Below are 26,241 nucleotides of genomic sequence, written 5' to 3'. Positions count from 1 at the left end.
TTGAGGATCCGGCATGACGGCAATCAACGACCGTCTTCTCGAAAGCAAGATGACCAAGGTGGAGCAGGCGCGAGCCTGGAGCCCACGCGTCATCTCGAAATTCGAGACGCTGATCAGGGACGCCGACGACCACTCGCTCTATCGGGTCAATCCGCGGAGCTTTGCGCGCGACCGCGCAATCGCCGAGCCCGAAGCAATCGACCTCTTCCTTCATGCCGCCCGCTGTGGCCTATTCGACATGAGCTGGGATGTGCTCTGTCCCCAGTCCGGGATGGTGCTCGACAGTTTCGGCGCCCTGCGCACGCTGAAGACCCACTATGTCTGCGGCCTGTGCGACGTATCGGGTGACACCGACCTCGACGACTTCATCGAGGTCACCTTCTCGGTATCGCCAAAGTTACGGCGCCTGCCGTACCACGATCCCGAGACGCTGCCCGTCGAGGATTTCCACTGGAAGCTCCACTTCGGACGTGACGGGCGGCTACCGGGGCAAGGCGTTCGCTTTCTCGACGTTCTGCGCGGCTTCGTTCGGGGCATGACGTTTCTGCCGCCCGGCACCACCACGGTGCTCCGCGCCGACCTGGGACCGGGCGCTCTCGCGGGCGTCAACGTGCGGACGCAGGCCGCATTCGCCGTGCCAATATCAGGCGATCCGGCGTCGGCGCCGACACTTCTGAAGATCGATTATGACGGCAAACGCTTCTTGCCGGCGCTGCCAGCGGTGCCACCTGGTCCGATTGCCATCGAGGTTGCGAACAGGGGGCCAGTACGCGGTTCGTTGCTTGTCATCAACTGGCCGCCCGAGCTCGTCGCGCTGACTACCAAGCCGGCGCTCGATTTCGAGCCTTATGTTTCCGGTGGAGCGCTGCTTGCGCGGCAAACCTTCCGCCAGCTCTTCCGGTCCGAACGTGTCGACGAGAAGGAGGGGCTCGGCATCCGGCAGATCACCTTCCTGTTCACGGACCTCAAGGGTTCGACCGCCATGTACGAGCGCCTGGGCGACCTCAACGCCTATGCTTTGGTCCGCGAGCATTTCGCTTTGGTCAACGCGGCGGTTCAGCAACATTGCGGAGCGGTGGTCAAGACGATTGGCGATGCCGTGATGGCCGCATTCTCGCAGCCGTCGGATGCGATTTCGGCCGCACTCCACATCTTTGAAGAAATCGATCGCTTCAACAGCGATCATGACGGGCCGGGGATCATCATCAAGATCGGCGCCCACTGTGGACCTTCGATCGCCGTGACGCTCAACGACAACCTCGACTATTTCGGCCAGACCGTGAATGTCGCCGCGCGCGTGCAGTCCCTGGCGGACGCCGGACAGGTCTGCATTTCCGAGGCGCTCCATTCCGCGCCCGGGGTTAGCGAAATGCTTGCGGGCCATCGTGTCGTGGCTTTCGATGCGCCTCTTCGAGGTGTGGAGGGTGATGCAACTGTCTATCGCATTATGCGGGGGTAGACACGATTGCGGAGAGTCGGCTGGAATAGGCCTCGCCGCGCAATGCTCGGCTATTCGAACGAATTTCTTTGCAACTCGTTAATCCGGCCATGCTGTAAATAAGCGACTTCTAATACATTCGACCCAAAACTGCTCAGCGGTTTTGGGATAACGACATGCGTAAAAACGGATGGGTCCGCGGGGGTACGCAATGACCAAGAATCTCGGCAATGCACTCTACACGCCGGCGAAGGAGCAGCAGAGCTCCATGCTGGGCAAGGTTGCGCCGGCACTGTTTCCGCTGGTCGTGGTGGCGCTTGGCTACATGATCGGCAGGCAGTTCTTCGGCATATAGGATTACAATTGCGGCGAAGACGGATCAGGCGCCGGTCTCGGCTTTCGCCTCTTCGGCCTGGGCCTCGCTACGTCTGACGCGCTCGCTGGCCAGGAGCACGACCGGACAGCCGACGGCGGCCAGCACCGCCGTGGCGGTGTCGCCGAAGAACAGCTCTTGGCCCGGCCGTTGCGTGACACCCATCACCACCATCGCGGCGCCCTTGGCCGCTTCCCTGGCGATGGCCCTGTCGGGCGTCGCGCGGGCGCGGATGGCGGTGTCGACCGTAACGCCGTAGCGATCGGCGAGATCGGCGACGTCCTTCAGCACGGCTTCCTCGCGGCGGTGCGAAACCGAGCTTGGCGGGCTGCCCTTGCGGGCCTGCGAGACATAGAGGACCTTGACGCGGGCTCGGTGCGGACGCGCCAAAGCGAGGGCGAAATCGGCGGCGCGCCGTGCGACTTCGGTGCCGTTGACCGGGACCAGAACCGTTGCGCCAGCGCGCAGCATCGGCATCTTGCCGGTGTCCTTGGCGCCGTTCAGCACCAGGCACAGCGGGCCGTCGAAACCGCTGGTGATGTCGTTCAGCGTGCCGCTGAAGGTGCCGTTGTCGGTCAGCGCGTTCTCCAGCCCGACGAGCAGGAGGCCGTAACCCTTGCGGGCTTCCGCGGCGATCGTCTCGGTGGTGGCTTCAAGTTGGGTGCGGGCTGTGAGATGCATCTTGTCGACGGGCGTGTCCTCGGCCTTGCTGACGGCCCTGGCGCTCCTGGCGGCACCCTTCTTGACCTGGTTCGAGGCCCGCTCCGGACCTCTCTCGCGGGCAGGGCCGGGCAGTTCCGCGCCCTCGAGATGGAGGAGCGTGGTCGGCATGCCGCTGCCACCGCCGACCAGCCCGGCCAGATAGGCGGTGAACTTGCCGACCGGGCTGTCGTCGACCAAAAGCAGCAGCCGCTCCAGCTTGGAGACGAAGCCGCGTTCGTCGAGCAGTTCGCGGTCGACGCGCTGCTTCTCGGCATTGCCGACGGGCAGGCGGCCGAGCGCCCAGCGCAGCATGGGCGGCATGGCCAGCGTGGTGATGACGGCCATGGTGACGATCATCGTGAACAGATCGTGGGAGAGGATGTTCATCGACAGGCCGATGCTGGCGACGATGACCTCGGTCGAGCCGCGCGCGTTCATGGCGCTGCCGACGGCGGTCGCTTCCTTCAGCGACATGCCGGCGAACCGGCCGCCGACGAAGGCGCCCGAGAATTTACCGATGCTGGCGATCACCACCAGCGCCAATGTCAGCAATGCCAGCGTCGGGTCGGCAAGCACGGTGAGGTCGGCGGACAGGCCGGCCATGCCGAAGAAGACCGGCATGAAAAGCGCGGTGATGACGCCGCGCAGCTGACTCTCGATGTGGTCGGACAGGATCGGCGATTCCCCGACCAGGATGCCGGCGACGAAGGCGCCGAGTACCGTGTGGACGCCGATCAGGTTGGTGATCAGGGCCATCACGCCCATGATGATCAGGATGACGGTGATGACGGCATATTCGCTGCGGAAAGAATCATTGCTCCAGCGGATCAGCGTGAACACCAGACGGCGGCCGATGGTGAAGGAGAACACCATGAACAGCGCCACCTCGGCCACCGTGGCGATAAGCGGCAGCACCTGCAGGCTGCCATTGGTGGCGATGCCGAAGGTGACGGCGATGATCAGCCAGCCGATCGTGTCCTCGATGATGGCCGAGGAGATGATGATCTGGCCGAGATTGCGGCGCATGAAGTTCATTTCGCGCACCACCATGGCGACGATCTTGACCGAGGAGATCGATAGCGCGGTGCCGAGGAACAGCCCGGCGACGACGCGTTGCGTCGGGTCGGGCAGCAGGGAGCCGGGCAGGAATTGCGCCAGCGCGAAGCCGCAGACGAAGGGCACGACGACGCCGGTGATCGAGATCGAGAAGCAGGCCGCACCCACCCGGCGCACCAGGCGCAAATCCGTCTCCATGCCGGTCAAGAGCAGGAGCAGCAGGATGCCGAGCTGCGAGACGGCGTCGATCATGCTTTTCTGGGCGGGGTCGCTGGAGAATATCATGTGCTGGGCGCCAGGCCATATCAAGCCGAACAGCGATGGGCCGAGCAGAATGCCGCCGATCAACTGGCCCATGATCGCCGGCTGGCGGTAGCGCTGGAAGATCTCGCCGAGCCCGCGCCCGACCAGAAGCAGAAGGACGATTTCGGCGACGAACAGCCCCTCGGCCGAGCCGCCCATGCCCGAGGCATGGCCGGCGGGCTGCGCGGCGAGGGCGCGGCTTGCCGGAGCCAGGGCAAGGATGGCCAGCAGGACAGCGGCCACAATGCTGCGTGACGCCGTTGCCGGTTGACGGTTCATGGGCTCCCTCAAACGCCGCTGCGGACTGACCATCACAACGCGCGGCCGGCGTTTGCGTTGCAGCCGTTGTCGTCAGACGTGGACGTCGCCAAAGGAAAGTTCGCCGTCGTCGGCGGCCGAGAAAAGGACGATGGCGAACAGGCTGGCATAGAATGCCGCCACGACGATCACGATCGCTACACCGGGAATGGGGCCAAGGGCGGCGCTGTCGACCGCTTCGCGCAGCGAACCGACGAAGCCGGTCCGCACACCCACGGTTTGAAGGCTGGGCGTTGATATCTTCAGCACCCATGCCAGCAGCAGGATCAGGAACAGGTAGATGTAATTCCGGCGCAGGCGACGCGCCAGGGCTGCGCGATGAGACAGCAGGAACTTCGGCGCGCGCAGGCCTTCGCCAACGATAAGCAGCCAATCCGAGGCGAAATCGGGTTGTGGGGAGAAGATCTGCGCGAAATAGTGGCGTTCGAACTGACGCACGCGAGACCGGTAGAAGTCGAAAAACCGGTAGCGGCGTGCCTCGATCCACAGAAGCAGCAGGATCAGCAGCATGGCGAACAGCAGCACGCCATGATGCGCGCTGGCCGCCGACAGCGACACGGAAAGCATCGCCGCCACCACGGTGATCGCCCAGTTGGTCGTCCTGTCGAGCCGATCGCGCCATCCAGCCATGCGCGCGATCTCGGCGCGGTGGAAATGCGACAGCGTGTTCACGCGCTCCGTCGATGACAGGACGGGGCCCGCGGGTTTTGCCGACGCGTCGTTCATGGCATCCTCCGGCCAGGACTATAACCGTTTGCCGGCAACATCGTTCCCTGCCGCAAGCCGCCCCGCGAACGGATTGGCACGGCGAGCCGCCGATTGGCTTCGAGGCCGCGCGGCTGCCGTTCCAGGCTGGGATGGAGGCCGTCGATCTCGGATGCCGCTGGTGCGCGTGGCCACGGCTTTGGAATCGTCTCGCCGGGCGCCTTCGCCGACAGCCGCTGGCGACGATCACATTGCATTACCAGGTCTTGAACCCGCCGCAACGGACCCCAGATCGACCGTGCCGGCGCCAGATGGGGCCGGTGCGGACGCGCGCCAGCTTCGTGGGCGGCGTCGGGCGATGGTCTTGTGACCATCGAACTCGGGGCATCATGTGCCGGAGGCGGTGACGCCTCGCGAGGACCGCGACCGGGCAAAAGCGTTCCCAAAGGTGGAGCGGATCGGACCAAAAGCAGGGCGAAAACAGCGAGCGCAAATGGGGTCGGCAGCGATGCCTGCGTCTGACGGCGCATTGTCCCCCCGGAGCATGGCAGCCAGAGCATGCAAGCGTACTAGAAACAGGATCAAGAAAGGAGAAAGTGCAATGACCATTCGTGATCTCATGCCGTGGGGCCGCGATACCAGCCAGTCTCCGACCCTCTTTCGCGAAGACGACCGGGACCCGTTCATGGGCCTGCATCGCGAGATGAGCCGCCTGGTCGACGACATGTTCCGCGGCTTCAATTCGCGGCTTCCCTCCATGGGCAGGTTCTCTTCGGCCGGCCCCGGTTGGCCCAGCATGGAAATCACCGAAACGGACAAGGAGGTCCGCGTGACAGCCGAGATACCCGGCATGGACGAGAAGGACATCGAGGTGCTGCTCGATGACGGCGTCCTGACGTTGCGGGGCGAAAAACACGCCGAAACCGACGACAAGGAGCGCCAGTTCTCCGAGCGGTTCTATGGCCGCTTCGAACGTCGCATCCCGATCGGCTTCGAAGTCGCAGAGGACAAGGTTGCGGCCGATTTCCGCAACGGCGTCCTGTCCGTGACCTTGCCGAAGTCCGAGAAGGCGCAGAGCAAGGCGAAGCGCATCCCCATCGGCGGCAAGAGCACCAAGCACTAGAGCAGACCCAGCCGGGCGGGCGCGCCGCGCACGTCCGGCATCAGCCGGCGGATTTCGCCACCGGCCGCACGGCCCTCTTGAGAATCTCCCAGCCTTCGGCAACATGCCGGCAAGGCTGGGAGCGCAAGGATGAGCAAGGCCATTTCCACCACACCGCGAAAGTCCGTACCGCGCAAGTCGCCGATGGCGCTGACCGAGGCGCTGGTGGCGCGCACCTTGCGCGTGGTCGAGGATGCCGGGCCGACACCGGGCATGGTCTATATGCGCGACGCCGACTATGCGCGGTTCCGCGACGAGATCCTGGCCAGCGCGCCACCGGGGCCGCTGAAGCTGTTCGCCTATGGCTCGCTGCTGTGGAAGCCGGCCGGCGAGGTGAGGGGTGGCGAACGGGCGGTGGCGAGAGGCTGGCACCGATCGTTCTGCTTCACCGTGCAGCGCTTCCGCGGCACGCTCGAGCAACCTGGCCTGATGATGGCGCTCGACCGTGGCGGCCAGTGCCAAGGCATGGTGTTCGAGATCGCGGAGCCGATCGCCGCCAATCTGGAGGCGCTGTTACGACGCGAGATGACCATCCTGCCCGCCGTCAACGTGCCGCGCTGGCTGCGGGTCACGACCGATGGTGGGGCAGACCGGGCGCTCGGCTTCGTCGTCGATCCAGCCAATCCGCGCTACGCCGGCAAGCTCGACAAGCCCGCGGTCGCGGCGACGCTCGCCCGCGCCGTCGGCCACTGGGGCTCGGGCGCCGAATATCTGTTCGAGACGATCCGCCATCTCGATGCCTGCGGCATACGCGACCGCAATCTGTGGCAGTTGCAGGAACTGGTGGCCGAAGAGATCGGCCGTGCCCACGGCGCCATCTAGCGACGGATCGCCTGCCTTGGCGAGAGATCAGCCGAAGCTTTCCAAAGTCGTCATCCCTGGGCGAAGCAGGAGCGAAGCTCCGTCGCGGAGACCCTGGGATCCATGCCGCGACCTTTGCCGTGGAGTGCAGCGGAGCAGAATTCTAGACCGTTGCAACGCTCTAAAATCGCGGCATGGATCCTGGGTCTCCGCTGCGTCGCTGCGCTCCTTGCTACGCCCCAGGATGACGAAGCGATTGATGTTTCCGCCAATCCATGATGTCGCCTGTCAGCAGGCGAAGTCCTGAGATGTCGCCGTAGCGGCCCTCGACGATCGAGGTGCACAGCGTGGCGCACCACTTCAGTCTACCCCTTGACGAACATATATCTCTGTGGTTATACATTAATCAATAGCCATCGGGTTATGGATTGCAAATGCCGGATGCCCACGACATGCTCTTCAGGACGCTCGCCGACCCGACAAGGCGGGCGATCTTCGAACGGCTGTGCCGGCAAGGAGAACAGACAGTTGGGGCGCTGACAAGCCAGTCCGGCGTCTCACAGCCTGCGGTGTCGAAACATCTCGGCGTGCTCAAGCAGGCCGGGCTGGTGCGCGACCGCCATGAAGGCCGCCAGACGCATTACAGCGCGCAGCTTGGCGCGCTGGCGCCGCTGATGGACTGGACACGCGAGATGGCGGGGTTCTGGGAGAGCCGGTTCGATGACCTGGAAGATTTGCTCAAGAGGATGGACCAGTGAACGATAGTGCCACGGAAAACCGCACGGTCGTCGTCGAACGCCAGATTTCCCATCCGCCCGAAAAGCTCTGGCGCGCGCTGACGCAACCGCACCTGATCGAGGAGTGGCTTATGAAGAATGATTTCAAGCCAGCTGTCGGCCATCGCTTCAACATCAGCGCCGATTGGGGCGGCGTGCTGGACTGTGAGGTGCTGGCCGTCGAGCCGAACAAGACGCTGTCCTACACCTGGAACCTCGCGCATCACGATCCGGCCTTCGATCTCAGGAGCGTGGTGACCTTCACGCTTACGCCGACACCAACCGGAACGCATCTGCGCATGGAGCAGTCCGGATTCCGGCCCGATCAAAGGCGGGCCTATGGCGGCGCGAGAACCGGCTGGCCGCAGTTTCTCGAGAAGCTGGAAGGCCTTCTGGACCGGACGGACTAACGTCCGCCGGCCGATTGAACGCCACACTGATTTCACCGGGCGGCCCACCGCCAGCAAGACCTATGGAGGATTACGATGAAGATCAAACTGACCAGCATCTATGTGGACGATCAGGAAAAGGCGCTTGCCTTCTACACCGGCGTGCTCGGCCTGACCAAGAAGGCCGATTTCAGCAACGGGCCGTTCCGCTGGCTGACGGTCGCCTCGCCAGACGAGCCCGAGGGCACCGAGCTGCAGCTGGCGCTCAACGACAACCCGGCGGCCAAGGCCTACCAGCAGGCGATGTTCCAGCAGGGCCAGCCCGCGGTGATGTTCTTCACCGACGACGTCAAGGGCGAGTGCGAGCGCATTGCGGCGCGCGGCGCCAGTTTCAAGATGCCGCCGACCGAGGTGACCGGCTCGACCATCGCGCAGCTCGATGACGGCTGCGGCAATCTCATCCAGATCACCCAGCTGGCGCGCTGGTAGCAGCGGCCGATTTCAGCATGTTTCCAAAGGAGGTCGTCTTGGACTGGAGCAAGTGGATCCGGCAAACGCATCGCTGGTTGTCGATCATCTTTACCGCAACCGTCGCCGCGAACTTCGCCACAATGGCCTTTGGGCAGCCGCCGGCCTGGGTGGTCTATTCGCCACTCCCGCCACTCTTTCTTTTGCTGTTCAGCGGCCTCTATATGTTCGTGCTGCCCTATGTTGCGAAGGGACGCGCCGCGCAGAGGGCCACCGGATAGGAGTGTGAGGGTATGGCGCAGTTGACCAAACCCCAGTCGACCAAACCCCAGTCGACCAATTCCGCCGACGAAGCTCAGCCGAAGCTGCTTTCCGGCGGCAATCCGCAGGTCGCCAAGGGCTATGGCGATGCTCCCGTGCAGGCCTATATCGCGGCCATGCCCGGCTGGAAGCGCGAGATGGGCCAACGTCTCGACGCGCTCGTCGAGCGCGCCGTGCCCGGCGTCCACAAGGCGGTCAAGTGGAACTCGCCGCTCTATGGCATCGAAGGCGAGGGCTGGTTCCTCGGCGTCCATTGCTTCACCAAATACATCAAGGTGGCTTTTTTCCGCGGCCAGTCGCTGGAGCCGGTGCCGCCGGGCCAATCCAAGAGCCGGGACACGCGCTACCTCAACATCCATGAGGACGACCCGCTCGACGAGGCCCAGTTCAGCGCCTGGGTGAAGCAGGCCAGCCAACTGCCTGGCGAGCGGATGTGAGCGTTCTATCTATCAGGCGCAAAGGAGAAACGGCATGACGACCGCCGGATCGCAGGAGAGCAAATCCGCCTCCGAACTGATCGACGGCAGGATCAAGGAACTCGGCGACTGGCGCGGCGAGATGCTGGGGCGGCTGCGCGCCCTGATCCGGCAGACCGACCCCGCCGTGGTCGAGACGTGGAAATGGCGCGGCGTTCCGGTGTGGGAACATGACGGCATGATCTGCACGGGCGAGACCTACAAGAGCGTCGTCAAGCTGACCTTCGCCAAGGGGGCGGCGCTGCCCGACCCCTCGCGGCTGTTCAACTCCAGCCTCGAAGGCAACACGCGGCGCGCCATCGACTTCCAGCAGGGCGAGGAGATCAACGAGGACGCTTTCAAGGCACTGGTGCGCGCCGCCATCGCCTTGAACAAGTCGAAAGCGCGGAAGTAGTTCTGCCGCGCCATGGGCGATTATGCGTAACGGTCGTCGTCGGCGCTGCCCCTCACCTGCCTGCCGGCATCCTCTCCCCGTATAGGGACGGGGAGAGGGGCGCTCTCGCTGCTGCTTTCGCCAATCACTGGCGTTGCAAGAATGGCGACGAGATCGCGGCCAGCCCCTCTCTCCCCGTTTTACGGGGAGAGATGTCCGGCAGGACAGTGAGGGGCAGCGCCCACGGCCGAGATTGCCGATCATTTCTTGGCCGCAGCCACTCGGCATGTCCGACATGCCGAGTGGCTGCGGCCAATAGGGATTCGCCACCTCGCCGAGAAGACAGGCGCGTTTACGATCTGGGAAGCTTGATGGTGCTAGATATCGCCGGATGATGGCTGGCCGGATTGGCCGGCTCCGGATGGATTCGCCATGAACAGCCCGATGCGCATGCCGTGGGTGGACACGGCCAAAGGCCTCTCGATCATCCTCGTGGTGATGATGTACTCGGCCTACAACACCGGCGAGTACACGGGCGGCGTCGGCTTCCTCCACTATGTCATCGGCTTCGCGACGCCGTTTCGCATGCCGGAATTCTTCCTGATCTCCGGGCTTTTCCTGTCGCAGGTGATCGACCGGGCGTGGCGGCGCTATATCGATCGCCGCGTCGTCCACTATCTCTATTTCTACGTGCTGTGGGTGATCATCTCGATCGGGCTGAAGATCGGCATCTTCAGCCGGGATCCCGGCGGCATGCTGCACGACTTGGCAATGGCGGTCGTCCAGCCCTATGGCGTGCTGTGGTTCATCTACATGCTGGCGGTGTTCGGCCTAGTGGCGAAGCTGTTGCTGCAGTTTCGCGTCCCCGCCTGGATCGTCATCCCGATCGCTGCCGCCCTGCAGATGTGGGCGCCCCATCCGGAGAGCTATGCGCTTGAACAATTCGCGGCCTATTTCGTGTTCTTCTACCTCGGCTTCGTGATGGCGCCCTTGGTGTTCCGGCTCGTCGAATGGACGCGAAGCCGCCCAACCCTGGCCGTCTTCGGCCTGGCCTTGTGGGCGATCGTCAACGGCCTGCTCGTCTATTCACCGGGTTATGCCCTTCAGCCGGTCGGCATGCAGATGGGCCTGGCGGCGTGGCCGCCGTTGCACCTCACCCTGGCCGTCGCCGGCGCGGTGGCGCTTTGCGTGCTCGGCGGCTTCCTGTCCAAATTCCCGGCCATGGAATGGCTGCGGTGGCTCGGCGAACATTCGCTGGTCGTCTATGTCGCCTTCACCATCCCGATGTCGCTCTTCCGCGGCGCGGCGCTGGCAAGCTGCCTCCTGACCGACACAGGCATGCTCAGCCTGGCGGTGCTTCTGGTCTCGACCATCAGCCCGGTCGTTCTCTACTTCATCGTCAAACGCATCGGTTTCGGCATGTTCCTGTTCGAGCGGCCGGGCTGGGCGCATATCGACGTGAGCGCTCCGCAACCGAGCGCGTTCACGCCCAAACCGGCACTGTCCGCCGCCACCGCCCAATCGAGCCTGAAGTAGCCGAGCTCCAAACGGCCCGAAGCGTTGCGGCCAGCCTCAGCCGTTCCGGAGTTAGAACTCAGTGAGGTCTCCGAGACCAATTCGCCGTCAGCGAAGTTTTAAGGGCTGTTGCGCCATGGTGGTGGCCCGCCAGGAGCTAAGCCATGTCCAATCCGTCATACACTCCCAAAGGCCCGGCATCGCAGCCCGGCAGCCGGGGAGGGCGTGACAGTGCCGGCGAGCGCCGCCGCGATGCCGCCACCATCGCCAGCCTCAAGGCGGAAGTCGCGGCACAGGCCGCACTGATCGCCAGGCAGGAGGTTTCGCTGGCGCACAGCCGCAAGATTTTCGACCGCGCATCGGTCGCCGCGCGTATCGGCGTGTGGGAGTGCAGCCTGCCCGGCGAACAATTGCACTGGACCGATGTGGTTTATGATCTGTTCGATTTGCCGCGCGGCGCCGCACTCGACCGGAGCGAGATCATCAAGTGCTATCCGGCGGAGTCACGCAAGGCACTGGACAGCCTGCGCAGCCGCGCGATTGTCGAGCGCAGCGGCTTCACCCTCGACGCCGAGATCACCACCTTCGCCGGCCGCAGCCGCTGGATCCGCATCACCGCGACGGTCGAGTGCGAGGACGGCGTGCCGGTGCGTATCTTCGGCATGAAGCAGGACATCACCGAGGAGAAGATCCTGTCGGATCGGATGCGCTACCTCGCCGAATTCGATGCCATGACCGGGCTCGCCAATCGCGCCCGCTTCCAGGCGCGGCTCGCGCATGCCGACGAAGACCGTCCGCTCGGCGCGCTGCTTCTGATCGATCTCGACGGCTTCAAGGCCGTCAACGACACGTTCGGCCATGTCGTCGGCGATGAGTGCCTGAAGGCAGCCGCCGAACGGCTTGCCGGCGGCTGCGGCGAGGCGGACCTGGTGGCGCGTATCGGCGGTGACGAATTCGCGGTGCTGCTTGGCCCGCATCTCGACCGGGGTGCCGTCTCCGGCATGGCGCGCCGCATCGTCGAGGCGATGGGCAGCCCGGTCGCGGTCCGCGGCCAGTCGCTGAGACTGGGCGCTTCGGTCGGCATCGCCTTCGCCGGAACGGACACGCCATGCGACCTGTTCGCACAAGCCGACACCGCGCTCTATGCGGCTAAGGCGGCTGGCCGCAACACGTTCCGCATCTTCAAGGCGGAAGCCGGCGTGATTGGCCGCAGCGTCGCGGCGTGACGGTGGAGCCCGCCCGGAAAGTGAGAGCGGTTTTGCGCCCGGAATTGCGTAAAAACAGAGAGTTAGAGCTGTGAATTAGAGCTGCGGCCGACTCGCCGGGCCGCTGTTTCGCTGGCCAATTGTTCGCCTGGCAGACATTTCGCAATGTGCCGACAAAACAGGTCTTCGAGCTTAACTTTTCCGCAAACATTTATCCGTTAGGTCGATCGCCATGGCCTCGTGGCGGAGCGGCTACGCTGGAGACGGCAAATCTCTGAAGCCTCGGTTCGATCCCGAGGCGAGGCCTCCAACATTCTCAGCGGAAATCGTCGGCCGTCAGCACATACAGGCTCTTGCGGGTGCGGTCGTAGGCTTTCGACGCCACGTCCCGGATGGCGCTGCCCTCGGCGTCGAACGTGGCCAGGTAGCCCGCCTCGTTGGCCACGGTCGACGGCTTTATCTTCGACATCGCATCGGCGGCGACGGAAAAGGATATCTGGAACATGCCGTCATGGCCGACGAACCGGATGCGCTTGCCGGCTTCGTCATAGCTGCGGCTGCGATTGGGAAAGGTCAGGCTCATCTTGGCCTCCTGGGCTCTATGCTCCGACGCAATTCCGGGCGGCTTCACACCCTTCTGGAAGTCCTCCTAGGCCTTTTTCACCGCCCGTTTCTTCTTCGGCGCCGGGTTCTCAGCTTCCGCTATCCGATCGGCCTCTTCCTTGGCCAGCCGCAACTGCCTCAGTCTTGCCGTCTTGATCTCCCTGGCGCGCGCCTCGGAGATGTATTCGGCGGTCGCCTTGCTACGCTCCGCCGTCTTCTTCTGCTTGTCGACAAAACGAGCTTCGGCTTTCGCCATTAGAGTCTGATTGCCATCAGCCATCGAACAAATCTCCTTCATGCAGAAATCGCGGAAACAAACTTGTCGGATAAATAGGCGCTCGGCCGATAAAATTCAAATTTTTGAAATATTTGGCGGTCCGCGGATCGCGGGAAAGCGGATGCCGAGATAATATTTTTGAATATTTCATGCCGGTCGCAAATCATTTTCGCACGCCTGTCCATCAGTGGCGACGTGCCCGCACCCATGATTGCGAGGGCGGACTGCTCGCCTCATTGTATAGGGTAGGGGGCTACGCTAAGCCGGTCGGCATGACACACACGGTCCGGGAAAAGCAGAAGCTTCTGGCGCGCGTGCGCCGCATCAGGGGGCAGGTCGAAGCCATCGAGCGGGCTCTCGACAGTGAGGCCGGCTGCGAGGCGGTCATGCATCTCATCGCCGGCGCGCGCGGCGCAATGACCGGGCTGATGGGCGAGGTGATCGAGGATCATGTGCGCACGCACCTGGTCGATTCGGAGCGCCACCCCGGCGCGCTCAACAGCGAAGCGGTCGAGCAGTTGCTCGATGTCGTCCGCACCTACGTGAAATGAGTTCCGCCATGACCGAAGCCAACAGCGCAGCGGCTTTCCACAGCCATATGTTCCTGGGCGAGGAACACCGGAAGAGCGAAGGCAAGACCTGGGCGGTGATCTGGCTCTGCGCGGCCATGATGGTGGCCGAGATCGTCGGCGGCTTTCTGTTCGGCTCGATCGCCCTTGTCGCAGACGGGCTGCACATGAGCACGCATGCCGGTGCGCTGCTTTTGGCGGCGCTTGCCTATACCTATGCGCGCCGGCATGCCAGCGACCAGCGCTTCACCTTCGGCACCGGCAAGCTCGGCGACCTCGCCGGCTTCACCAGCGCCATCATCCTGGCCATGATCGCATTGCTGATCGGCTATGAATCCGTCATGCGCCTCCATACGCCCGTGCCGATCCATTTTGCCGAGGCCATCCCGGTCGCCTGCCTTGGCCTTGCCGTCAACATTGCCAGCGCATGGCTGCTCGGCGGCGGTCATGATCATGGGCATGGCCACGGTCATGAGCACGCGACCGCGCACGGACATGACGAGCGGCGTCGGATCGCCACGGCGGATGGCGAGGTCGTGCTGGAAGTGTTCGAGGAGGGCGTGCCGCCGCGCTTCCGGCTGCATTCTCAATCGGGCGTGGCGCTTGCTTCGTCGTCCGTCTCGATAGAAACGGTGCGGTCGGATGGTGCCAGGCAGAGCTTCGCCTTCAGGGGTCTGGTCGATGGCCTGGAATCCATCGAGGCGATTCCCGAGCCGCATGCCTTCGAGGCAAATGTCAGGATCGGCGGACGGACCTATCCGGTCCTGTTCGAGGAACATGAGCACGCGCACGGCAAGGCCACGCATGACAACAACATGCGCGCCGCCGTGATCCATGTCGTCGCCGACGCGGCGGTGTCCGTGCTGGTCATCATCGGCCTGATCCTGGCCCGCACCTTCGGCTGGCTGTGGATGGACCCGGTTGCCGGCATTGCCGGCGCGGTGGTCATCGCCAGCTGGGCGCTGGGACTGATCCGGGACACCGGCGCCGTGCTGCTCGACATGAACCCCGACCGCGGCATGGCCGAAAGCCTGCGCCGGACCATCGAGAGCGAAGGCGACCAGCTTGCCGACCTGCATCTGTGGCGGCTCGGGCCGGGCCATCTCGGCGCCATCGTCTCGGTGGTAACGCGGACGCGCCGGCAACAGGATTACTATCGCAGCCGGCTGGCGCGGTTCCGGTCCTTGTCGCATCTGACGATCGAGGTCCGGAAGGCGGCGTAGGCTTTCGCCTTTTCCTGGAATTGCGCTCAGCATCACGTCGCGTGTCAGCGGTGCATCCGACATCGACACAGGTGCATGTGTGGCGCCGACCTCGATGGCGGTTTTCGTCGTGATCCGAATTCACGCTATATGATCCGGTGCTCGTTTGGTGCAGAGTTGCGGAAACGGAACCGCTGATTTACTACGGAGACAAGCCATGTTTGCGGCCAAGGCCATCGACACCTCGGACAAGCCGGCGTTCTACCGCGATCTGGCGGCGCAACTGAAGGGGCTGCTCGAGGGCGAGGAGGACTCGATCGCCAACGCCGCCAACACCGCGGCGCTGATCTTCCAGATGGTGCCCGACCTCAACTGGGCCGGCTTCTATTTCCTGGCCTCGGACGAGGAACTGGTGCTCGGCCCGTTCCAGGGCAAGCCGGCCTGCGTGCGCATCGCCGTCGGCAGGGGCGTGTGCGGAACCGCTGTCGAACTCGGCACCTCGATGCTGATCAAGGACGTGCATGATTTTCCCGGCCACATCGCCTGCGACGCCGACTCGCGCTCGGAACTGGTCGTGCTTCTGGAAGACAATGACGGCGTCTTCGGCGTGCTCGATCTCGACAGCCCGACGCCGGGCCGTTTCGACGGGGAAGACCAGGCCGGCATCGAAAAGCTCGCGGCGCTCTATGTCGCGGCGAGCTCGTTCGAGGATTGACGGCTGCTCAGACCAGCTTCACCAGCATCAGGCTGAAGCAGCCGATGAACAGGAAGGCCGAGAAGGCGAGCGCCAGCGGGCGCAGGCCGCGCGAGCGCAGTTGTGAGATGTCGGCCTGCAGGCCCATGGCGGCCAGACCCATGGTGAGCATGATGGTGGTGGCAAGCGCCATCGCCTGCTTCACCTCGACGGGTACAGCGACCATGCTGTTCAGCGCCACGACGGCGACAAAGGCGGCGACGAACCATGGCATGGGCGGCCGCGCTGCCGACTGGTCGCCGCTGCTCTTGCGGCGTGCCATCAGACCGAGCGCGATGACCATCGGCGCCAGCATGGCGACGCGGGTGAGCTTGGCGACGGTGGCGATCTCGCCGGACTGGGTGCCGTTCTGGAAGCCGGCGCCGATGACCTGCGCCACCTCGTGGATCGAGGCGCCGGCCCAGAGACCGAAGGCGTGCTGGTCGAGGCCAAGCAGCGGCGCCAGCAGCGGGAAGCCGAGCATGGCGACGGTGCCGAACAGCGTGATCGAAGCGACGGCATAGGTGACGTCCTCGTCGCGCGCATCGGTGACGATGTTAATGGCCACGATCGCCGAGGCGCCGCAGATCGAGGTGCCGGCGGCAATCAGCTGCGCCAGCTTGGCGTCGACGCCGATCAGCCGGCCAAGCGTGATGGTGAAGAGGAAGGTGGCGCCAAGGGTCAGCGCGACGATGCCGACGCCGCTGGCGCCGATCGCGACGACCTGGCCGAGCGTCAGCTGGAAGCCGAGCAGCACGATGGCGAAGCGCAGCAGGCGCTTTTGCGAGAAGGCGATGCCGGCCTTGGCATGCGCCGGGGTGCCGAGCACGTTGGAATAGACCATGCCGGCGACGACGGCCAGGATCATCGGGCTGAACAGGGCAAAGCCGGAGACATTGCGCGCCGAGAAGGCGACGGCGGTGATCATCGCCACCAGCACGATGCCGGGGACGATGCCGTTCCACACCGAATCGAGGCGCTTGCGTCCAGCCGCCAGATCGGCGGAAATCGTGCTCTTCGGAATATCGTTCGCGATGCGGGTCAGGGAAGACAATGCAATTCTCCAGGCAAGCATGCCGTAGAAATGTCATTTCATGATCAATCTTTCCAACGAATTATTTTCGTTAGAATGATCGATTTTTATGAACGATTGCGTAAGCTCTTCGGACGCCAGCGCAGCCCTCATTGCCCTGCCGGGCGCTCGTCGTTCGAAAAGCCAAGCAATCGGCTTTTTCGTCCGTTGCGCGGACCACTTCTCAACTCCCCGTACGGGACGAAAGGGCAGTTTCGACTCGGCGCTTGTTCTTTAGCGTAGGCGATTGGCGAAATGATCGGCGACAGCGCCCCTCTGCCCGTCTCTGACCGCCGAAATCTACCACGACGCCGACAAGGCCCGCGAGCATTTGGAGGCCATTCATTGGCCGCATGGTCCGTTCTGCCCTCATTGCGGCAATGCCAATCCGGAGCGCATCACCAAGCTTGCGGGCAAGTCCACTCGTCCCGGCGTCTACAAGTGCAACGAATGCCGCCTGCCGTTCTCTGTCACCGTTGGCACTGTGTTTGAGCGCTCCAAGATCGGTCTGCACAAGTGGGTGCTGGCCTCGCATCTATATGCCTCATCCAAGAAAGGCATGTCCGCGCACCAACTGCACCGAATGCTTGGCGTCACCTACAAAACCGCTTGGTTCATAGCGCACCGCATTCGCGAAGCCATGAAGGAAGACGTTAAGTCATCTGGCCCGCTTGGCGGCGAAGGCAAGACCGTCGAAGCCGACGAAACCTACATCGGCAAGCGCGAGACGCCCCGCGTTTCAGAGCAGCGCAAGGGCCGCCCATTCACCAAGAAAGGCAAGGGCGGCGGTGCACACGAACGCATTGTTGTCGGTCTGGTCGAGCGCGGCGGCAAAGCCCGCATGTTCCACCTTAACGACGCCACCAAGGCGACCGTGCGTGACGTGCTGGTCCGCAACGTTGACCGCAACTCGACGCTCTACACCGACTCCTCGCGCCTCTGGTCGGCATCTATCAGCATTGCGGCGAAGCCCACTTGCACAGCTACCTTGCCGAGTTCGATTTTCGCTATAACCGCCGCACGGCGCTTAAAGTGTCAGATGCAGAACGTGCCGAAGATTTGCTTCGCATGGCCCGTGACAAGCGCCTTACCCATCGGCGGATTGGTGAAGCCGATCTCGCTTAAGCAAAAGGCGAAACGACTCTTGCGTCTGCAAAAAAAGAAGTAATATCCCGTCATTTTCAACAGGAGGGAATATGATGGCAGACAATAGGCTTACAATCGAACAGTCGATGGAGGAATCGAAGGTACAGGCCCTTCGTGAGATTGTCGCTGAGTTGCGCGCAATGAAGTTGGAGGTTCAGCAGCTTCGCGTACAGGTGACGAACGTGGCCGCAAATCAGGCGAGGAAGCTATAAAGTCCAGAAACAATTCGGCGCGGGAAACGGAAATCATCGGATCTTCCCCAATGAGTGCAAACCGCGCCGACATTTCCGGAGCGGCAAGATAGTCGCGCCTATTTCTTTGGCTTTTCGTCACCACTATCCGTATCCTTTTTCTCCAGCTTGGGCTCATGCGGCTTCGGCGGCGTCTTCAATAGGCGGCGCAAAATCTCGTCGCCCTTTCCTGGTCTTTGTCTTTTGGGGTTTCAGACATGGCAAAAGCGGACTTCTATGGACCCTTGCTAAAGGTTGAACGGGCCGACTATCACATCGGCCAACTCGAAATCATTTTCCGGCACTACGTCGGTAATAACGTGAAGCGTTTGCGGCCCGAGCGCAATCACAGAAGGCTGAAGGCGGGGCAATCCCCACGGCAAACCACGTTTCCCAAAAACACTCCCACAGTCCTTGGTGATGCGCTCCATAATCTGCGAGTTGCCCTTGATCACGCGTACCACATCGTCGCCGACGCCAACTCCGCCAACTTCAGCGAACACCGACGCTTCCCATTCGGCAAGGATAGGAAGTCTCTTGAAGGTTCCATCAACGGACAAAAAGAGAAGGGATTGACGCCAAGCGACGAGGTCATCGCGGTCATCTTGGATGAGATACAGCCTTACGAAGGAGGGAAGTTCGGACTGTACGGACTCCACAGGCTCGACATCACCGACAAACATATCGTCCTTATTCCCACCGTCTCTCGCATGGCTATAGAACGGCTTGAATTTGTCGATAGCTCCGGCGCGAAAACAGGGGGAGGCATCTACAATCTTAGCCTCACAGTTGAGCATTCCCAGAAGGCCGAATTTATTTCCTTCCAAGGCGGAACAGGGGCGGTACTTCAAGGCGATCCAAAGGCGGCCTTCAAGATAGTTTTCGACAAAGGACAGCCCTTTGAGGGTGAGAGCATCCTTGATACCGTCCGGTCGCTCAGGTCGGCGACGGTTGAAGCCGTCAATCTCCTCAAGAACGCTATCTGAATTTGGTGCCGGCCAGTCGGCGTAAATCATAGGAAAATTTCCGGTACGTCAAGCATATAACTAGGAAAATTGTCCTTCGCTATCTTATTTCTGACATTACACTTATCAGGGCTTGGATGCGGCGGTCGCGTTTAATCCAGTCAGGAGTAAGTCGTTCCCATTTCTCCACTTGGTCGTGATTTTGTTTTACCTCCAGCAGAGCGGAAAGCGCGCCCTTCCAATCCCCTTTCGCTGCGAGAATCTTCGAAAGATATTCTAATTTTTCGACCCTTACAGAATTGGCGAAAGGACCTCCCTTACTATCACTAAGGGCTATAGAAACGCGCATCTGTGCTTCAGCTTCTTCTAGACGGCCCAGCTCAAATAGGCATTCGGCAAGGTCAGCCACGTGAAGACTATGCCCGCCAAAGTCCGGGAAGCCAGGTGCAGTTCCAATCGCGATTGCTTCGCGATAAAAGGAAACCGCTTGGTCCAATCGTCTGGCGCGCCTCAGCGCTCCCGCCAATCGCCACGCGCTGTTCGAAAGATAGAGATCGTCGCGTGACTCTTGCTTTCGGTCGTAGCCATAAATTGTCTCCGCCTGGATTACTGCTTGATCTGTCATTCCAAATTTCAGGAGCCAATTTAGCAGGCTCATATAAGCTGATCGAACTTGATCAATCTTCGACCCTGGTTGACGGACTTTCATCGGATGGTCGGCGACCACTCGCTCAATCTCTTTTTGGCGGTCAAAGCAAATACCTATTGCTTTATCGCTATCACCAAGAAGAAATCTTTCCTGGGCCATCCCAAGATTCATGGAGACGCTGCCTTCGGACAAAGGCCCTTCCAATACATCATAAATCTCGCGGGCTTGCTGAAATAGCCCTTCAGCTTCCTCATGATTCCCGAGTTTCGCCTCTATACCGGCAAGGGCGCGTGTGATTGTTGCCGTCTCGGGAGAGACTTGACCGTATGCCACAATCGACAGTGCAAGCGCTTCGTTCGCGCGGGGCTTCCAAAAAGCTTCGCCTCCTCCGTCCATGAGGGATTGCCCCATACCGGACGTCAAGGTCCGAACTCTCTCTTGTGCTTCGTCGCGATCCATATTTGACCTTCGCCTGGGTTAGTATGGGGGGCGAACATTCGCTGGACGTTAACTTCTAACGCGGCCTCCGATCCAGCCAGCATCTTGAATTACAAAATCACCCTCCCAGGAATCACCTCCGATTCAATGTTTCAATCAATGCCTGAACCGCTCTATACGGGGAGAGGATGCCGGCAGGCAGGTGAGGGGCGGCGCAAACGTCTCCAGAATACCAATTCAAAACGCGAAGCGACTGCCCCTGACAGCCGGTATGATTCATGGGCCTTTGCGCAGGGCCGCGATATCAAAGCTGCCTTGTCGATGACCGACCAGACGTTCCTGATGCGGTCGTTCAGGAATTCATAGAAGACGTTCTCGCTGAAGGAGACCTTCTTGCCGTTGATGGGCAGGCCGAAGAAGGTTCCCTTCGGGGTGCAGTTGAACCGAAGGCGGCTGGCTATGAATGGCGGCTCGGAGATCATGAGCTGGACGTCGAAATAGAGGTCCGGAATGTCCCGGAAATCCCGCTCCAGCATCTCGCGGTAGCCCGACAGCCCGACCCGGTCGCCATTGTAGTGCACCTCGTCATGCACGAAGCGATGCAGGCTTTGCCAGTCCTGGTTGTTGAGGCAGTCGATATAGCCTCGATAGATGTCGGTCTCGGTCACGTCGATGGCTCCGGGGTTCGTCTCATCATGCTCCGCCAGGAAGATAGAACGACCGCGGGTGCAGTCCAGATGGGCTGCGGCTAGCCCCTGTACCGCAGCGCGTCGACCAGCAGCGAGAAGGCCGGCGTCGCCTGGCGGCGGCTGGGGTAGTAGAGGTGGTAGCCGGGGAAGGGCGGGCACCAGTCGGCCAGCACCCGCACCAGCCGGCCGTCGGCCAGGTGCGCCGTCACCTCGTCGTCGGGCAGGTAGGCAAGGCCGAAACCGGCCAGCGCCGCATTCATGCGCAGCCCGGCCGTGTTGAAGATCAGCTGGCCCTCGACGCGCACCTTCAGCTCGCGTCCGGCCTTTTCGAACTCCCAGGCATAGAGTCCGCCATAGGTCGGTAGCCGCAGATTGATGCAATTGTGGGCGGTCAGGTCCTGCGGCGCGCGCAGCTTCGGCCGCTTGGCGAAATAGGCCGGCGATCCGACCACCGCCATGCGCATATCCGGGCTTATGCGCACCGCGATCATGTCGTGCGCCACCTGTTCGCCCAGCCGCACGCCGGCGTCATAGCGCTCGGCGACGATGTCGGTCAGGCCGTAGTCGACGATGATCTCCACCTTGATGTCGGGATAGTCAGGCAGGAATTTTGCCAGGGCAGGCCACAGGATCGTGTCGGCCGAATGCTCGCCGGCGGTGATGCGGATGGTGCCGGCCGGCTTTTCGCGCAACGCGCTCAGGGCGGCGAGCTCCATCTCGATCTCGTCGAGCCTTGGGCCGATGGTGCGGGCCAGGCGCTCGCCGGCTTCGGTGGGCGAGACGCTGCGCGTGGTGCGGGTGAGAAGCCGCACGCCCAGCCGCTCCTCCAGCGCGCGCACCGTGTGGCTGAGCGCGGATTGCGAAACGCCGAGCTTGGCCGCCGCCCTGGTGAAGCTCCTTTCCCGCGCGACGGCAAGGAAAGCGGTCAGCTCGTTCATGTTATCGCGCGGCATTCATGAATCCTCCTCATAAGTACATGCCGGATATAGCAGCTAATCCGGGCCAATCGCACGCGCTAGATTAAGACCATCGCAACGGGCGGCCCGAAGCCGGCGGCCCTGGGAACCGGCGGCAGTCCCGGCCGGCCTCGAGAAGGAATGAAATCATGGATATCAAGCGAAGCGGCTCGCAAGCCTCGGCGAAAGGCCCGGCGGAGTATTTCACCGGATCGGTGCGCATCGATGCGCCCTTCCAGGGCAGCGATCCCGCCCGCGTCGGCGGCGCCACGGTCACCTTCGAGCCCGGCGCGCGCACGGCCTGGCATACGCATCCGCTCGGCCAGAGCTGATCGTCCTGTCCGGCGCCGGCCTGGTGCAGCGCGAAGGCGGGCCGATCGAGCAGATCCGCCCCGGCGACATCGTCTGGTTCGCGCCCGGCGAGAAGCACTGGCACGGCGCGGCGCCGACCACGGCGATGAGCCACATCGCCATTGCCGAAGCGCTCGACGGCAAGGCCGTCGACTGGATGGAGCATGTCACCGACACGCAGTACGGGGCTTAACCGAAAGCCACCGGCACCACGCCCGAACCCCACATCCAACAAAGGAGACCATCATGACCGATGCACAGGCGGCTCCCAAGAGCCCGTTCTCCGACATCGCTCCGGCGCTCGGCAGATACACCGACGAGGTGCTGTTCGGCGATGTCTGGAAGCGCCCCGGCCTTTCGCCGCGCGACCGCAGCCTCATCACAATCGCCTGCCTGATCTCGGGCTACCGGACCAACGAGATGCCGTTCCACATGAAGCGGGCGCTCGAGAACGGCCTGACCCCGGACGAGCTCATCGAAACCATCACCCATCTCGCCTTCTACGCCGGATGGCCGCCGGCAAGCACCGCGATCGGCATCGCCCGCAAGGTTCTTGAACAAGCCGAGGCCGAGAAGAAAGGAGAATGACAATGGAAAAACGCACACTTGGAACGGGCGACCTGGAAGTTTCGGTCATCGGGCTTGGCTGCATGGGCATGAGCCAGTCATACGGGCAGCCGATGGAGACGCCGGATGCCGTCCGCCTGATCCGCTCCGCGTTCGAGCGCGGCGTCACCTTTTTCGACACCGCGGAGGTCTATGGGCCGTTCAAGAACGAGGAGGTCGTCGGTGAGGCGCTTCAGCCAATCCGCGACCAGGTGGTGATCGCCACCAAATTCGGCATCGACATCGCCGGCACGGCCGGACACGAAGGCATGGACAGCCGGCCGCAGCATATTCGCGACGTCGTCGAGGCCTCGCTCAAGCGGCTGAGGACCGACCGCATCGATCTTCTCTATCAGCACCGCGTCGATCCGGTCGTGCCGATCGAAGAGGTGGCGGGCACCGTGAAGGACCTGATCGGCCAGGGCAAGGTGAAGCATTTCGGCCTCTCCGAGGCGGGCGTGCGCACCATCCGTCGCGCCCATGCGGTGCAGCCGGTCGCCGCGCTTCAAAGCGAGTACTCGCTGTGGTGGCGCGAACCCGAGGAGGCGATCCTGCCTGTCCTCGAAGAACTGGGCATCGGCTTCGTGCCCTTCAGCCCCCTGGGCAAGGGGTTCCTGACCGGCGCCATAGACGCCGATACGAAGTTCGACAGCAGCGATTTCCGCAACACCGTCCCGCGGTTCGCGGAGGAGGCCAGGAAGGCAAATCAGGCACTGGTCGATGCTATCGCCGCGATCGCGGCGGAGAAGAAGGTAACCCCGGCACAGGTCGCGCTTGCCTGGTTGCTGGCGCAGAAACCGTGGATCGTTCCGATCCCCGGGACGACCAAGCTCAGTCGACTCGAGGAGAACATCGGATCATCCGCTGTCGCGCTGACGGCGGGCGATCTCGCCAATATCGAAAGCGCGGTCTCGGCGATTGCCGTGCAGGGAGAGCGCTATTCCCCGCAACAGCAGGCGAGAATCGATCGCTGAAGCGCAACCCGCGTGAGGCCCCGCCGGACTATTCGTTTCGTCCGGACGGCGGTATTCGCCATGAGCGGGTATTGACGTCCCTGGCTTCCTGCTCCAGCTTGGCGCTATGATTGCTTTCGCGTCCGCCAGCACCCGACGCCGCTCCCGCACAATGCGGAGCGGGACGCTGATTGCGCGACGACAAAGGCCGGCAGAATAAAGTCTGGTTCGTTCGTGTCAGCCCCGCTCACCTGAACAGGTCGGCGGGTTTTTGATGTCTGGAGTGTTGAGATGACAAACAAGTCCATCCGGTTTCGGCCGGCCGAACCCGCCGATGCGGCCACCATCCGCGACATCGTGCGGGCCGCCTATGCCAAATGGGTGCCGGTGATCGGCCGCGAGCCGCTGCCGATGCGCGCCGATTACGTCGAGGCTGTCGGCGAGCATCCGTTCGACCTCGCGGTGGAGGAGGATCGCATTATCGGCATGATCGAAACCATGCTGGCCGACGACCACCTCTGGATCGAGAATGTCTGCGTTTGGCCGCAGGCACAGGGCAGGGGCATTGGCGGGCTTTTGCTGCAGCGGGCCGAGCAGAAGGCGCTCGAAGCGGACCGCCCCGAGCTTCGCCTGCTGACCAATGGCGCCTTCGAAGCCAATGTGTCGCTTTACAAGAGGCATGGCTATGCGATCGACCGCGAGGAGCCGTTCATGAACGGAACGACGGTCTATATGAGCAAGAGGCTGGCAGGCTGAAGCGGGCGGCCGTTCGTCCCGATTGCCTGGCTCAATGACTCTGGTTCAATGACTGGGCTCGCTGGCTCAACCAGTTCGGGGATTGCGTTTGACAGCGCCGTTTGCGCATCGTTATTGCAAGCCCCATATCACGGCCGGAACGGCCATGCGGCGCACCCAGGAGAAAACCATGTCACACAATCTGCAATTCTATATCGATGGCGCATGGGTCGATCCGGTAGTGCCCCGGACGCTCGATGTGGTCGATCCGTCGAACGAGGACGTCTTCGCGCAGATCTCGCTCGGCTCCAAGGCCGATGTCGACAAGGCGGTGGCCGCCGCCAAGCGCGCCTTCAACACGTATGGCTTCACCTCGGTGGAAGAGCGGCTGGATATCCTCAACCGCGTCATTGAGGTCTACAAGAAGCGCAGCAAGGACCTGGCGCTCGCCGTGTCGCGCGAGATGGGCGCGCCCCGCCAGATGGCGCTCGACAGCCAGGTCGGCGTCGGCCAGGCGCATCTGGAAAAGATGGCCGAGGTGCTGAAGAGCTTCCAGTTCCGCCGCGTCAAGGGGTCGTCGCTCATCGTCAAGGAACCGATCGGCGTCGTCGGCCTGATCACGCCGTGGAACTGGCCGCTGAACCAGATCACCTGCAAGGTCGGCCCAGCACTTGCCGCCGGCTGCACCATGGTGCTGAAGCCCTCGGAAATCGCGCCGCTCGACGCCATCATCTTCGCCGAGATCCTCGACGAAGCCGGCGTGCCGAAGGGTGTGTTCAACCTCGTCAATGGCGACGGACCGGGCGTTGGCCAGGCGCTGTCCAGCCACCCCGATGTCGACATGATGTCGTTCACCGGTTCCACCCGCGCCGGAATCCTTGTGGCCAAGGCCGCCGCCGACACGGTCAAGCGCGTGCACCAGGAGCTTGGCGGCAAGTCGGCCAACATCCTGTTCCCCGATGTCGACCTCGCCAAGGCCGTCACCAAGGGCGTCGCCGGCTGTTTCGGCAATAGCGGCCAGTCCTGCAATGCGCCCACTCGCATGTTCGTGCCGCGCGACCGTCATGACGAGGCCACCGGCTATGCCAAGGCCGCCGCGGAGAAGTTCACCGTCGGTCCGGCCGACGGCGCCGACACCAAGCTCGGCCCGGTCGTCAGCCAGGTCCAGTTCGACAAGATCCAGGAGTTGATCCAGGCCGGCATCGACGAAGGCGCGACGCTGGTTGCGGGCGGCGTCGGCCGCCCGGCCGAACTCAACCGCGGCTACTTCGTCAGGCCGACCGTGTTCGCCGACGTCACCCACGACATGCGTATCGCGCGCGAGGAGATCTTCGGGCCGGTGCTGGCGATCCTGCCCTATGACACGGTGGAACAGGCGGTCGAGCAGGCCAACGACACCGTCTACGGGCTTGCCTCCTACATCCAGGCCAAGGACATCCAGAAGGCGCGCGACGTGGCCGCGCGTATGCGATCGGGCAATGTCTACATCAACTACCCGACCTGGGACGCCGGCCTGCCCTTCGGCGGCTACAAGCAGTCCGGCAACGGCCGCGAATACGCCGAATACGGCCTCGAGGATTTCCTCGAGATCAAGGGCATCGCGGGCTATGAGGCGGCTGAGTAGGCATCGAGTGCTCGTGCGGCGCTCGACTTGCCGCAAGTAGCCAATCGCCCGAGGCGGCGCTG

General features: G+C 62.9%; 27 protein-coding genes and 3 pseudogenes. 21 read left to right on the top strand and 9 right to left on the bottom strand.

Annotated features, from left to right (window positions below; all coding sequences use genetic code 11):
• Positions 1-13 precede the first annotated feature (13 nt).
• Positions 14-1,459, top strand: coding sequence for an adenylate/guanylate cyclase domain-containing protein (locus FJ548_RS19530; RefSeq protein ID WP_140778722.1), 1,446 nt, complete (start codon positions 14-16; stop codon positions 1,457-1,459).
• A gap of 190 nt (positions 1,460-1,649) precedes the next feature.
• Positions 1,650-1,793, top strand: a complete 144-nt coding sequence (locus FJ548_RS19525) for a hypothetical protein (protein WP_140611873.1) — start codon at positions 1,650-1,652, stop codon at positions 1,791-1,793.
• 24 nt (positions 1,794-1,817) lie between these two features.
• Here the strand turns inward: FJ548_RS19525 and FJ548_RS19520 are convergent, their stop codons facing one another.
• Positions 1,818-4,031: a cation:proton antiporter gene (locus tag FJ548_RS19520; RefSeq protein ID WP_140778759.1), complete on the bottom strand. Its 2,214-nt coding sequence runs from the start codon at positions 4,029-4,031 to the stop codon at positions 1,818-1,820.
• A gap of 192 nt (positions 4,032-4,223) precedes the next feature.
• Complete coding sequence (locus tag FJ548_RS19515) at positions 4,224-4,916, bottom strand: DUF2270 domain-containing protein (protein WP_140611871.1); 693 nt, start codon at positions 4,914-4,916, stop codon at positions 4,224-4,226.
• 580 nt (positions 4,917-5,496) lie between these two features.
• On the opposite strand from FJ548_RS19515, the gene FJ548_RS19505 reads away from it, so the two are divergent.
• The 10 genes from FJ548_RS19505 to FJ548_RS19455 all read left to right on the top strand — a co-directional run bounded on the left by FJ548_RS19505 (position 5,497) and on the right by FJ548_RS19455 (position 12,402).
• Complete coding sequence (locus FJ548_RS19505) at positions 5,497-6,018, top strand: Hsp20/alpha crystallin family protein (protein WP_140693135.1); 522 nt, start codon at positions 5,497-5,499, stop codon at positions 6,016-6,018.
• Between the two features lie 129 nt (positions 6,019-6,147).
• Complete coding sequence (locus FJ548_RS19500; protein WP_140778721.1) at positions 6,148-6,879, top strand: gamma-glutamylcyclotransferase; 732 nt, start codon at positions 6,148-6,150, stop codon at positions 6,877-6,879.
• A 413-nt stretch (positions 6,880-7,292) separates the two neighbouring features.
• Positions 7,293-7,616, top strand: a complete 324-nt coding sequence (locus FJ548_RS19495) for a metalloregulator ArsR/SmtB family transcription factor (RefSeq protein WP_056570925.1) — start codon at positions 7,293-7,295, stop codon at positions 7,614-7,616.
• Entirely contained in the window at positions 7,613-8,044 is a 432-nt protein-coding gene (locus FJ548_RS19490) for an SRPBCC domain-containing protein (RefSeq protein WP_140778720.1), read from the top strand. The genes FJ548_RS19495 and FJ548_RS19490 overlap by 4 nt, the downstream gene beginning before the upstream one ends.
• 75 nt (positions 8,045-8,119) lie before the next feature.
• The gene (locus tag FJ548_RS19485) at positions 8,120-8,512 is read left to right on the top strand and encodes a VOC family protein (protein WP_140611856.1); all 393 of its coding nucleotides are present in this window, start codon (positions 8,120-8,122) and stop codon (positions 8,510-8,512) included.
• 38 nt (positions 8,513-8,550) lie between these two features.
• Positions 8,551-8,772 (top strand): hypothetical protein, encoded by a 222-nt coding sequence (locus FJ548_RS19480; RefSeq protein ID WP_140611854.1) that lies wholly within the window; start codon positions 8,551-8,553, stop codon positions 8,770-8,772.
• Between the two features lie 12 nt (positions 8,773-8,784).
• Entirely contained in the window at positions 8,785-9,249 is a 465-nt protein-coding gene (locus FJ548_RS19475; protein ID WP_140778719.1) for a DUF1801 domain-containing protein, read from the top strand.
• A gap of 34 nt (positions 9,250-9,283) precedes the next feature.
• Positions 9,284-9,682 carry a DUF1801 domain-containing protein gene (locus FJ548_RS19470; protein WP_140778718.1) on the top strand — a complete coding sequence of 133 codons (399 nt, stop codon included), beginning with the start codon at positions 9,284-9,286 and terminating at the stop codon, positions 9,680-9,682.
• Positions 9,683-10,093: 411 nt separating this feature from the next.
• Entirely contained in the window at positions 10,094-11,197 is a 1,104-nt protein-coding gene (locus FJ548_RS19460; RefSeq protein WP_140778717.1) for an acyltransferase family protein, read from the top strand.
• Between the two features lie 143 nt (positions 11,198-11,340).
• On the top strand, positions 11,341-12,402 hold the full coding sequence (locus FJ548_RS19455; RefSeq protein WP_140778716.1) for a diguanylate cyclase: 1,062 nt from the start codon (positions 11,341-11,343) through the stop codon (positions 12,400-12,402).
• A 295-nt stretch (positions 12,403-12,697) separates the two neighbouring features.
• On the opposite strand, the gene FJ548_RS19450 is transcribed toward FJ548_RS19455, so the two are convergent.
• Together FJ548_RS19450 and FJ548_RS19445 are read right to left on the bottom strand one after the other, a co-directional pair.
• The gene (locus tag FJ548_RS19450; RefSeq protein ID WP_140611844.1) at positions 12,698-12,964 is read right to left on the bottom strand and encodes a DUF1488 domain-containing protein; all 267 of its coding nucleotides are present in this window, start codon (positions 12,962-12,964) and stop codon (positions 12,698-12,700) included.
• A gap of 66 nt (positions 12,965-13,030) precedes the next feature.
• Positions 13,031-13,264 (bottom strand): hypothetical protein, encoded by a 234-nt coding sequence (locus FJ548_RS19445; RefSeq protein ID WP_140611841.1) that lies wholly within the window; start codon positions 13,262-13,264, stop codon positions 13,031-13,033.
• A gap of 269 nt (positions 13,265-13,533) precedes the next feature.
• On the opposite strand from FJ548_RS19445, the gene FJ548_RS19440 reads away from it, so the two are divergent.
• The 3 genes from FJ548_RS19440 to FJ548_RS19430 all read left to right on the top strand — a co-directional run bounded on the left by FJ548_RS19440 (position 13,534) and on the right by FJ548_RS19430 (position 15,747).
• The gene (locus FJ548_RS19440; protein ID WP_140611839.1) at positions 13,534-13,812 is read left to right on the top strand and encodes a metal/formaldehyde-sensitive transcriptional repressor; all 279 of its coding nucleotides are present in this window, start codon (positions 13,534-13,536) and stop codon (positions 13,810-13,812) included.
• Positions 13,813-13,820: 8 nt separating this feature from the next.
• Positions 13,821-15,053 (top strand): CDF family Co(II)/Ni(II) efflux transporter DmeF, encoded by a 1,233-nt coding sequence (gene dmeF, locus FJ548_RS19435; RefSeq protein WP_140778715.1) that lies wholly within the window; start codon positions 13,821-13,823, stop codon positions 15,051-15,053.
• 196 nt (positions 15,054-15,249) lie between these two features.
• Positions 15,250-15,747 (top strand): GAF domain-containing protein, encoded by a 498-nt coding sequence (locus tag FJ548_RS19430; RefSeq protein WP_140611832.1) that lies wholly within the window; start codon positions 15,250-15,252, stop codon positions 15,745-15,747.
• A 7-nt stretch (positions 15,748-15,754) separates the two neighbouring features.
• Here FJ548_RS19430 and FJ548_RS19425 read toward each other — a convergent pair whose 3' ends face one another.
• Complete coding sequence (locus FJ548_RS19425) at positions 15,755-16,819, bottom strand: YeiH family protein (RefSeq protein WP_140778714.1); 1,065 nt, start codon at positions 16,817-16,819, stop codon at positions 15,755-15,757.
• A gap of 304 nt (positions 16,820-17,123) precedes the next feature.
• Between FJ548_RS19425 and FJ548_RS19420 the strand changes: the two are divergent.
• Positions 17,124-17,962: pseudogene (locus FJ548_RS19420) on the top strand (IS1595 family transposase).
• Between the two features lie 499 nt (positions 17,963-18,461).
• Here the strand turns inward: FJ548_RS19420 and FJ548_RS19415 are convergent.
• The 4 genes and pseudogenes from FJ548_RS19415 to FJ548_RS19400 form a co-directional block, all read right to left on the bottom strand.
• Entirely contained in the window at positions 18,462-19,229 is a 768-nt protein-coding gene (locus FJ548_RS19415; RefSeq protein ID WP_140611827.1) for a hypothetical protein, read from the bottom strand.
• 49 nt (positions 19,230-19,278) lie between these two features.
• Positions 19,279-20,286: a tetratricopeptide repeat protein gene (locus FJ548_RS19410; protein WP_140611825.1), complete on the bottom strand. Its 1,008-nt coding sequence runs from the start codon at positions 20,284-20,286 to the stop codon at positions 19,279-19,281.
• 284 nt (positions 20,287-20,570) lie between these two features.
• Positions 20,571-20,933 (bottom strand): annotated as a pseudogene (locus FJ548_RS19405) (ester cyclase); the annotation flags it as partial.
• Between the two features lie 80 nt (positions 20,934-21,013).
• On the bottom strand, positions 21,014-21,907 hold the full coding sequence (locus FJ548_RS19400) for a LysR family transcriptional regulator (protein ID WP_140778713.1): 894 nt from the start codon (positions 21,905-21,907) through the stop codon (positions 21,014-21,016).
• 152 nt (positions 21,908-22,059) lie between these two features.
• Here FJ548_RS19400 and FJ548_RS19395 point away from each other — a divergent pair.
• From FJ548_RS19395 to FJ548_RS19375, 5 genes and pseudogenes are all read left to right on the top strand, one after another.
• Positions 22,060-22,454 (top strand): annotated as a pseudogene (locus FJ548_RS19395) (cupin domain-containing protein).
• A gap of 53 nt (positions 22,455-22,507) precedes the next feature.
• Entirely contained in the window at positions 22,508-22,849 is a 342-nt protein-coding gene (locus tag FJ548_RS19390; protein ID WP_140778712.1) for a carboxymuconolactone decarboxylase family protein, read from the top strand.
• Between the two features lie 2 nt (positions 22,850-22,851).
• Positions 22,852-23,841, top strand: coding sequence for an aldo/keto reductase (locus FJ548_RS19385; RefSeq protein WP_140778711.1), 990 nt, complete (start codon positions 22,852-22,854; stop codon positions 23,839-23,841).
• A gap of 270 nt (positions 23,842-24,111) precedes the next feature.
• Complete coding sequence (locus FJ548_RS19380; protein WP_140778710.1) at positions 24,112-24,576, top strand: GNAT family N-acetyltransferase; 465 nt, start codon at positions 24,112-24,114, stop codon at positions 24,574-24,576.
• Between the two features lie 169 nt (positions 24,577-24,745).
• The gene (locus FJ548_RS19375) at positions 24,746-26,179 is read left to right on the top strand and encodes an aldehyde dehydrogenase family protein (protein ID WP_140778709.1); all 1,434 of its coding nucleotides are present in this window, start codon (positions 24,746-24,748) and stop codon (positions 26,177-26,179) included.
• Positions 26,180-26,241 lie beyond the last annotated feature (62 nt).

Source organism: Mesorhizobium sp. B2-4-17 (assembly GCF_006441275.1).
In the GTDB taxonomy this organism is placed as follows: domain Bacteria; phylum Pseudomonadota; class Alphaproteobacteria; order Rhizobiales; family Rhizobiaceae; genus Mesorhizobium.
The sequence above is the reverse complement of the archived record's forward strand: the minus strand, read 5'-3'. Positions and strand labels throughout refer to the sequence as shown.

Bases quoted from the DNA above. Each gene is read 5' to 3' on its own strand.
- FJ548_RS19505 (WP_140693135.1), top strand. From the start codon at position 5,497: ATGACCATTCGTGATCTCATGCCGTGGGGCCGCGATACCAGCCAGTCT.
- FJ548_RS19520 (WP_140778759.1), bottom strand. From the start codon at position 4,031: ATGGGCGGCTCGGCCGAGGGGCTGTTCGTCGCCGAAATCGTCCTTCTG.
- FJ548_RS19475 (WP_140778719.1), top strand. From the start codon at position 8,785: ATGGCGCAGTTGACCAAACCCCAGTCGACCAAACCCCAGTCGACCAAT.
- FJ548_RS19385 (WP_140778711.1), top strand. From the start codon at position 22,852: ATGGAAAAACGCACACTTGGAACGGGCGACCTGGAAGTTTCGGTCATC.
- FJ548_RS19440 (WP_140611839.1), top strand. From the start codon at position 13,534: ATGACACACACGGTCCGGGAAAAGCAGAAGCTTCTGGCGCGCGTGCGC.
- dmeF (WP_140778715.1), top strand. From the start codon at position 13,821: ATGACCGAAGCCAACAGCGCAGCGGCTTTCCACAGCCATATGTTCCTG.
- FJ548_RS19450 (WP_140611844.1), bottom strand. From the start codon at position 12,964: ATGAGCCTGACCTTTCCCAATCGCAGCCGCAGCTATGACGAAGCCGGC.
- FJ548_RS19485 (WP_140611856.1), top strand. From the start codon at position 8,120: ATGAAGATCAAACTGACCAGCATCTATGTGGACGATCAGGAAAAGGCG.
- FJ548_RS19515 (WP_140611871.1), bottom strand. From the start codon at position 4,916: ATGAACGACGCGTCGGCAAAACCCGCGGGCCCCGTCCTGTCATCGACG.
- FJ548_RS19400 (WP_140778713.1), bottom strand. From the start codon at position 21,907: ATGCCGCGCGATAACATGAACGAGCTGACCGCTTTCCTTGCCGTCGCG.
- FJ548_RS19445 (WP_140611841.1), bottom strand. From the start codon at position 13,264: ATGGCTGATGGCAATCAGACTCTAATGGCGAAAGCCGAAGCTCGTTTT.
- FJ548_RS19530 (WP_140778722.1), top strand. From the start codon at position 14: ATGACGGCAATCAACGACCGTCTTCTCGAAAGCAAGATGACCAAGGTG.
- FJ548_RS19390 (WP_140778712.1), top strand. From the start codon at position 22,508: ATGACCGATGCACAGGCGGCTCCCAAGAGCCCGTTCTCCGACATCGCT.
- FJ548_RS19500 (WP_140778721.1), top strand. From the start codon at position 6,148: ATGAGCAAGGCCATTTCCACCACACCGCGAAAGTCCGTACCGCGCAAG.
- FJ548_RS19375 (WP_140778709.1), top strand. From the start codon at position 24,746: ATGTCACACAATCTGCAATTCTATATCGATGGCGCATGGGTCGATCCG.
- FJ548_RS19415 (WP_140611827.1), bottom strand. From the start codon at position 19,229: ATGATTTACGCCGACTGGCCGGCACCAAATTCAGATAGCGTTCTTGAG.
- FJ548_RS19380 (WP_140778710.1), top strand. From the start codon at position 24,112: ATGACAAACAAGTCCATCCGGTTTCGGCCGGCCGAACCCGCCGATGCG.
- FJ548_RS19410 (WP_140611825.1), bottom strand. From the start codon at position 20,286: ATGGATCGCGACGAAGCACAAGAGAGAGTTCGGACCTTGACGTCCGGT.
- FJ548_RS19525 (WP_140611873.1), top strand. From the start codon at position 1,650: ATGACCAAGAATCTCGGCAATGCACTCTACACGCCGGCGAAGGAGCAG.
- FJ548_RS19430 (WP_140611832.1), top strand. From the start codon at position 15,250: ATGTTTGCGGCCAAGGCCATCGACACCTCGGACAAGCCGGCGTTCTAC.
- FJ548_RS19495 (WP_056570925.1), top strand. From the start codon at position 7,293: ATGCCGGATGCCCACGACATGCTCTTCAGGACGCTCGCCGACCCGACA.
- FJ548_RS19460 (WP_140778717.1), top strand. From the start codon at position 10,094: ATGAACAGCCCGATGCGCATGCCGTGGGTGGACACGGCCAAAGGCCTC.
- FJ548_RS19470 (WP_140778718.1), top strand. From the start codon at position 9,284: ATGACGACCGCCGGATCGCAGGAGAGCAAATCCGCCTCCGAACTGATC.
- FJ548_RS19455 (WP_140778716.1), top strand. From the start codon at position 11,341: ATGTCCAATCCGTCATACACTCCCAAAGGCCCGGCATCGCAGCCCGGC.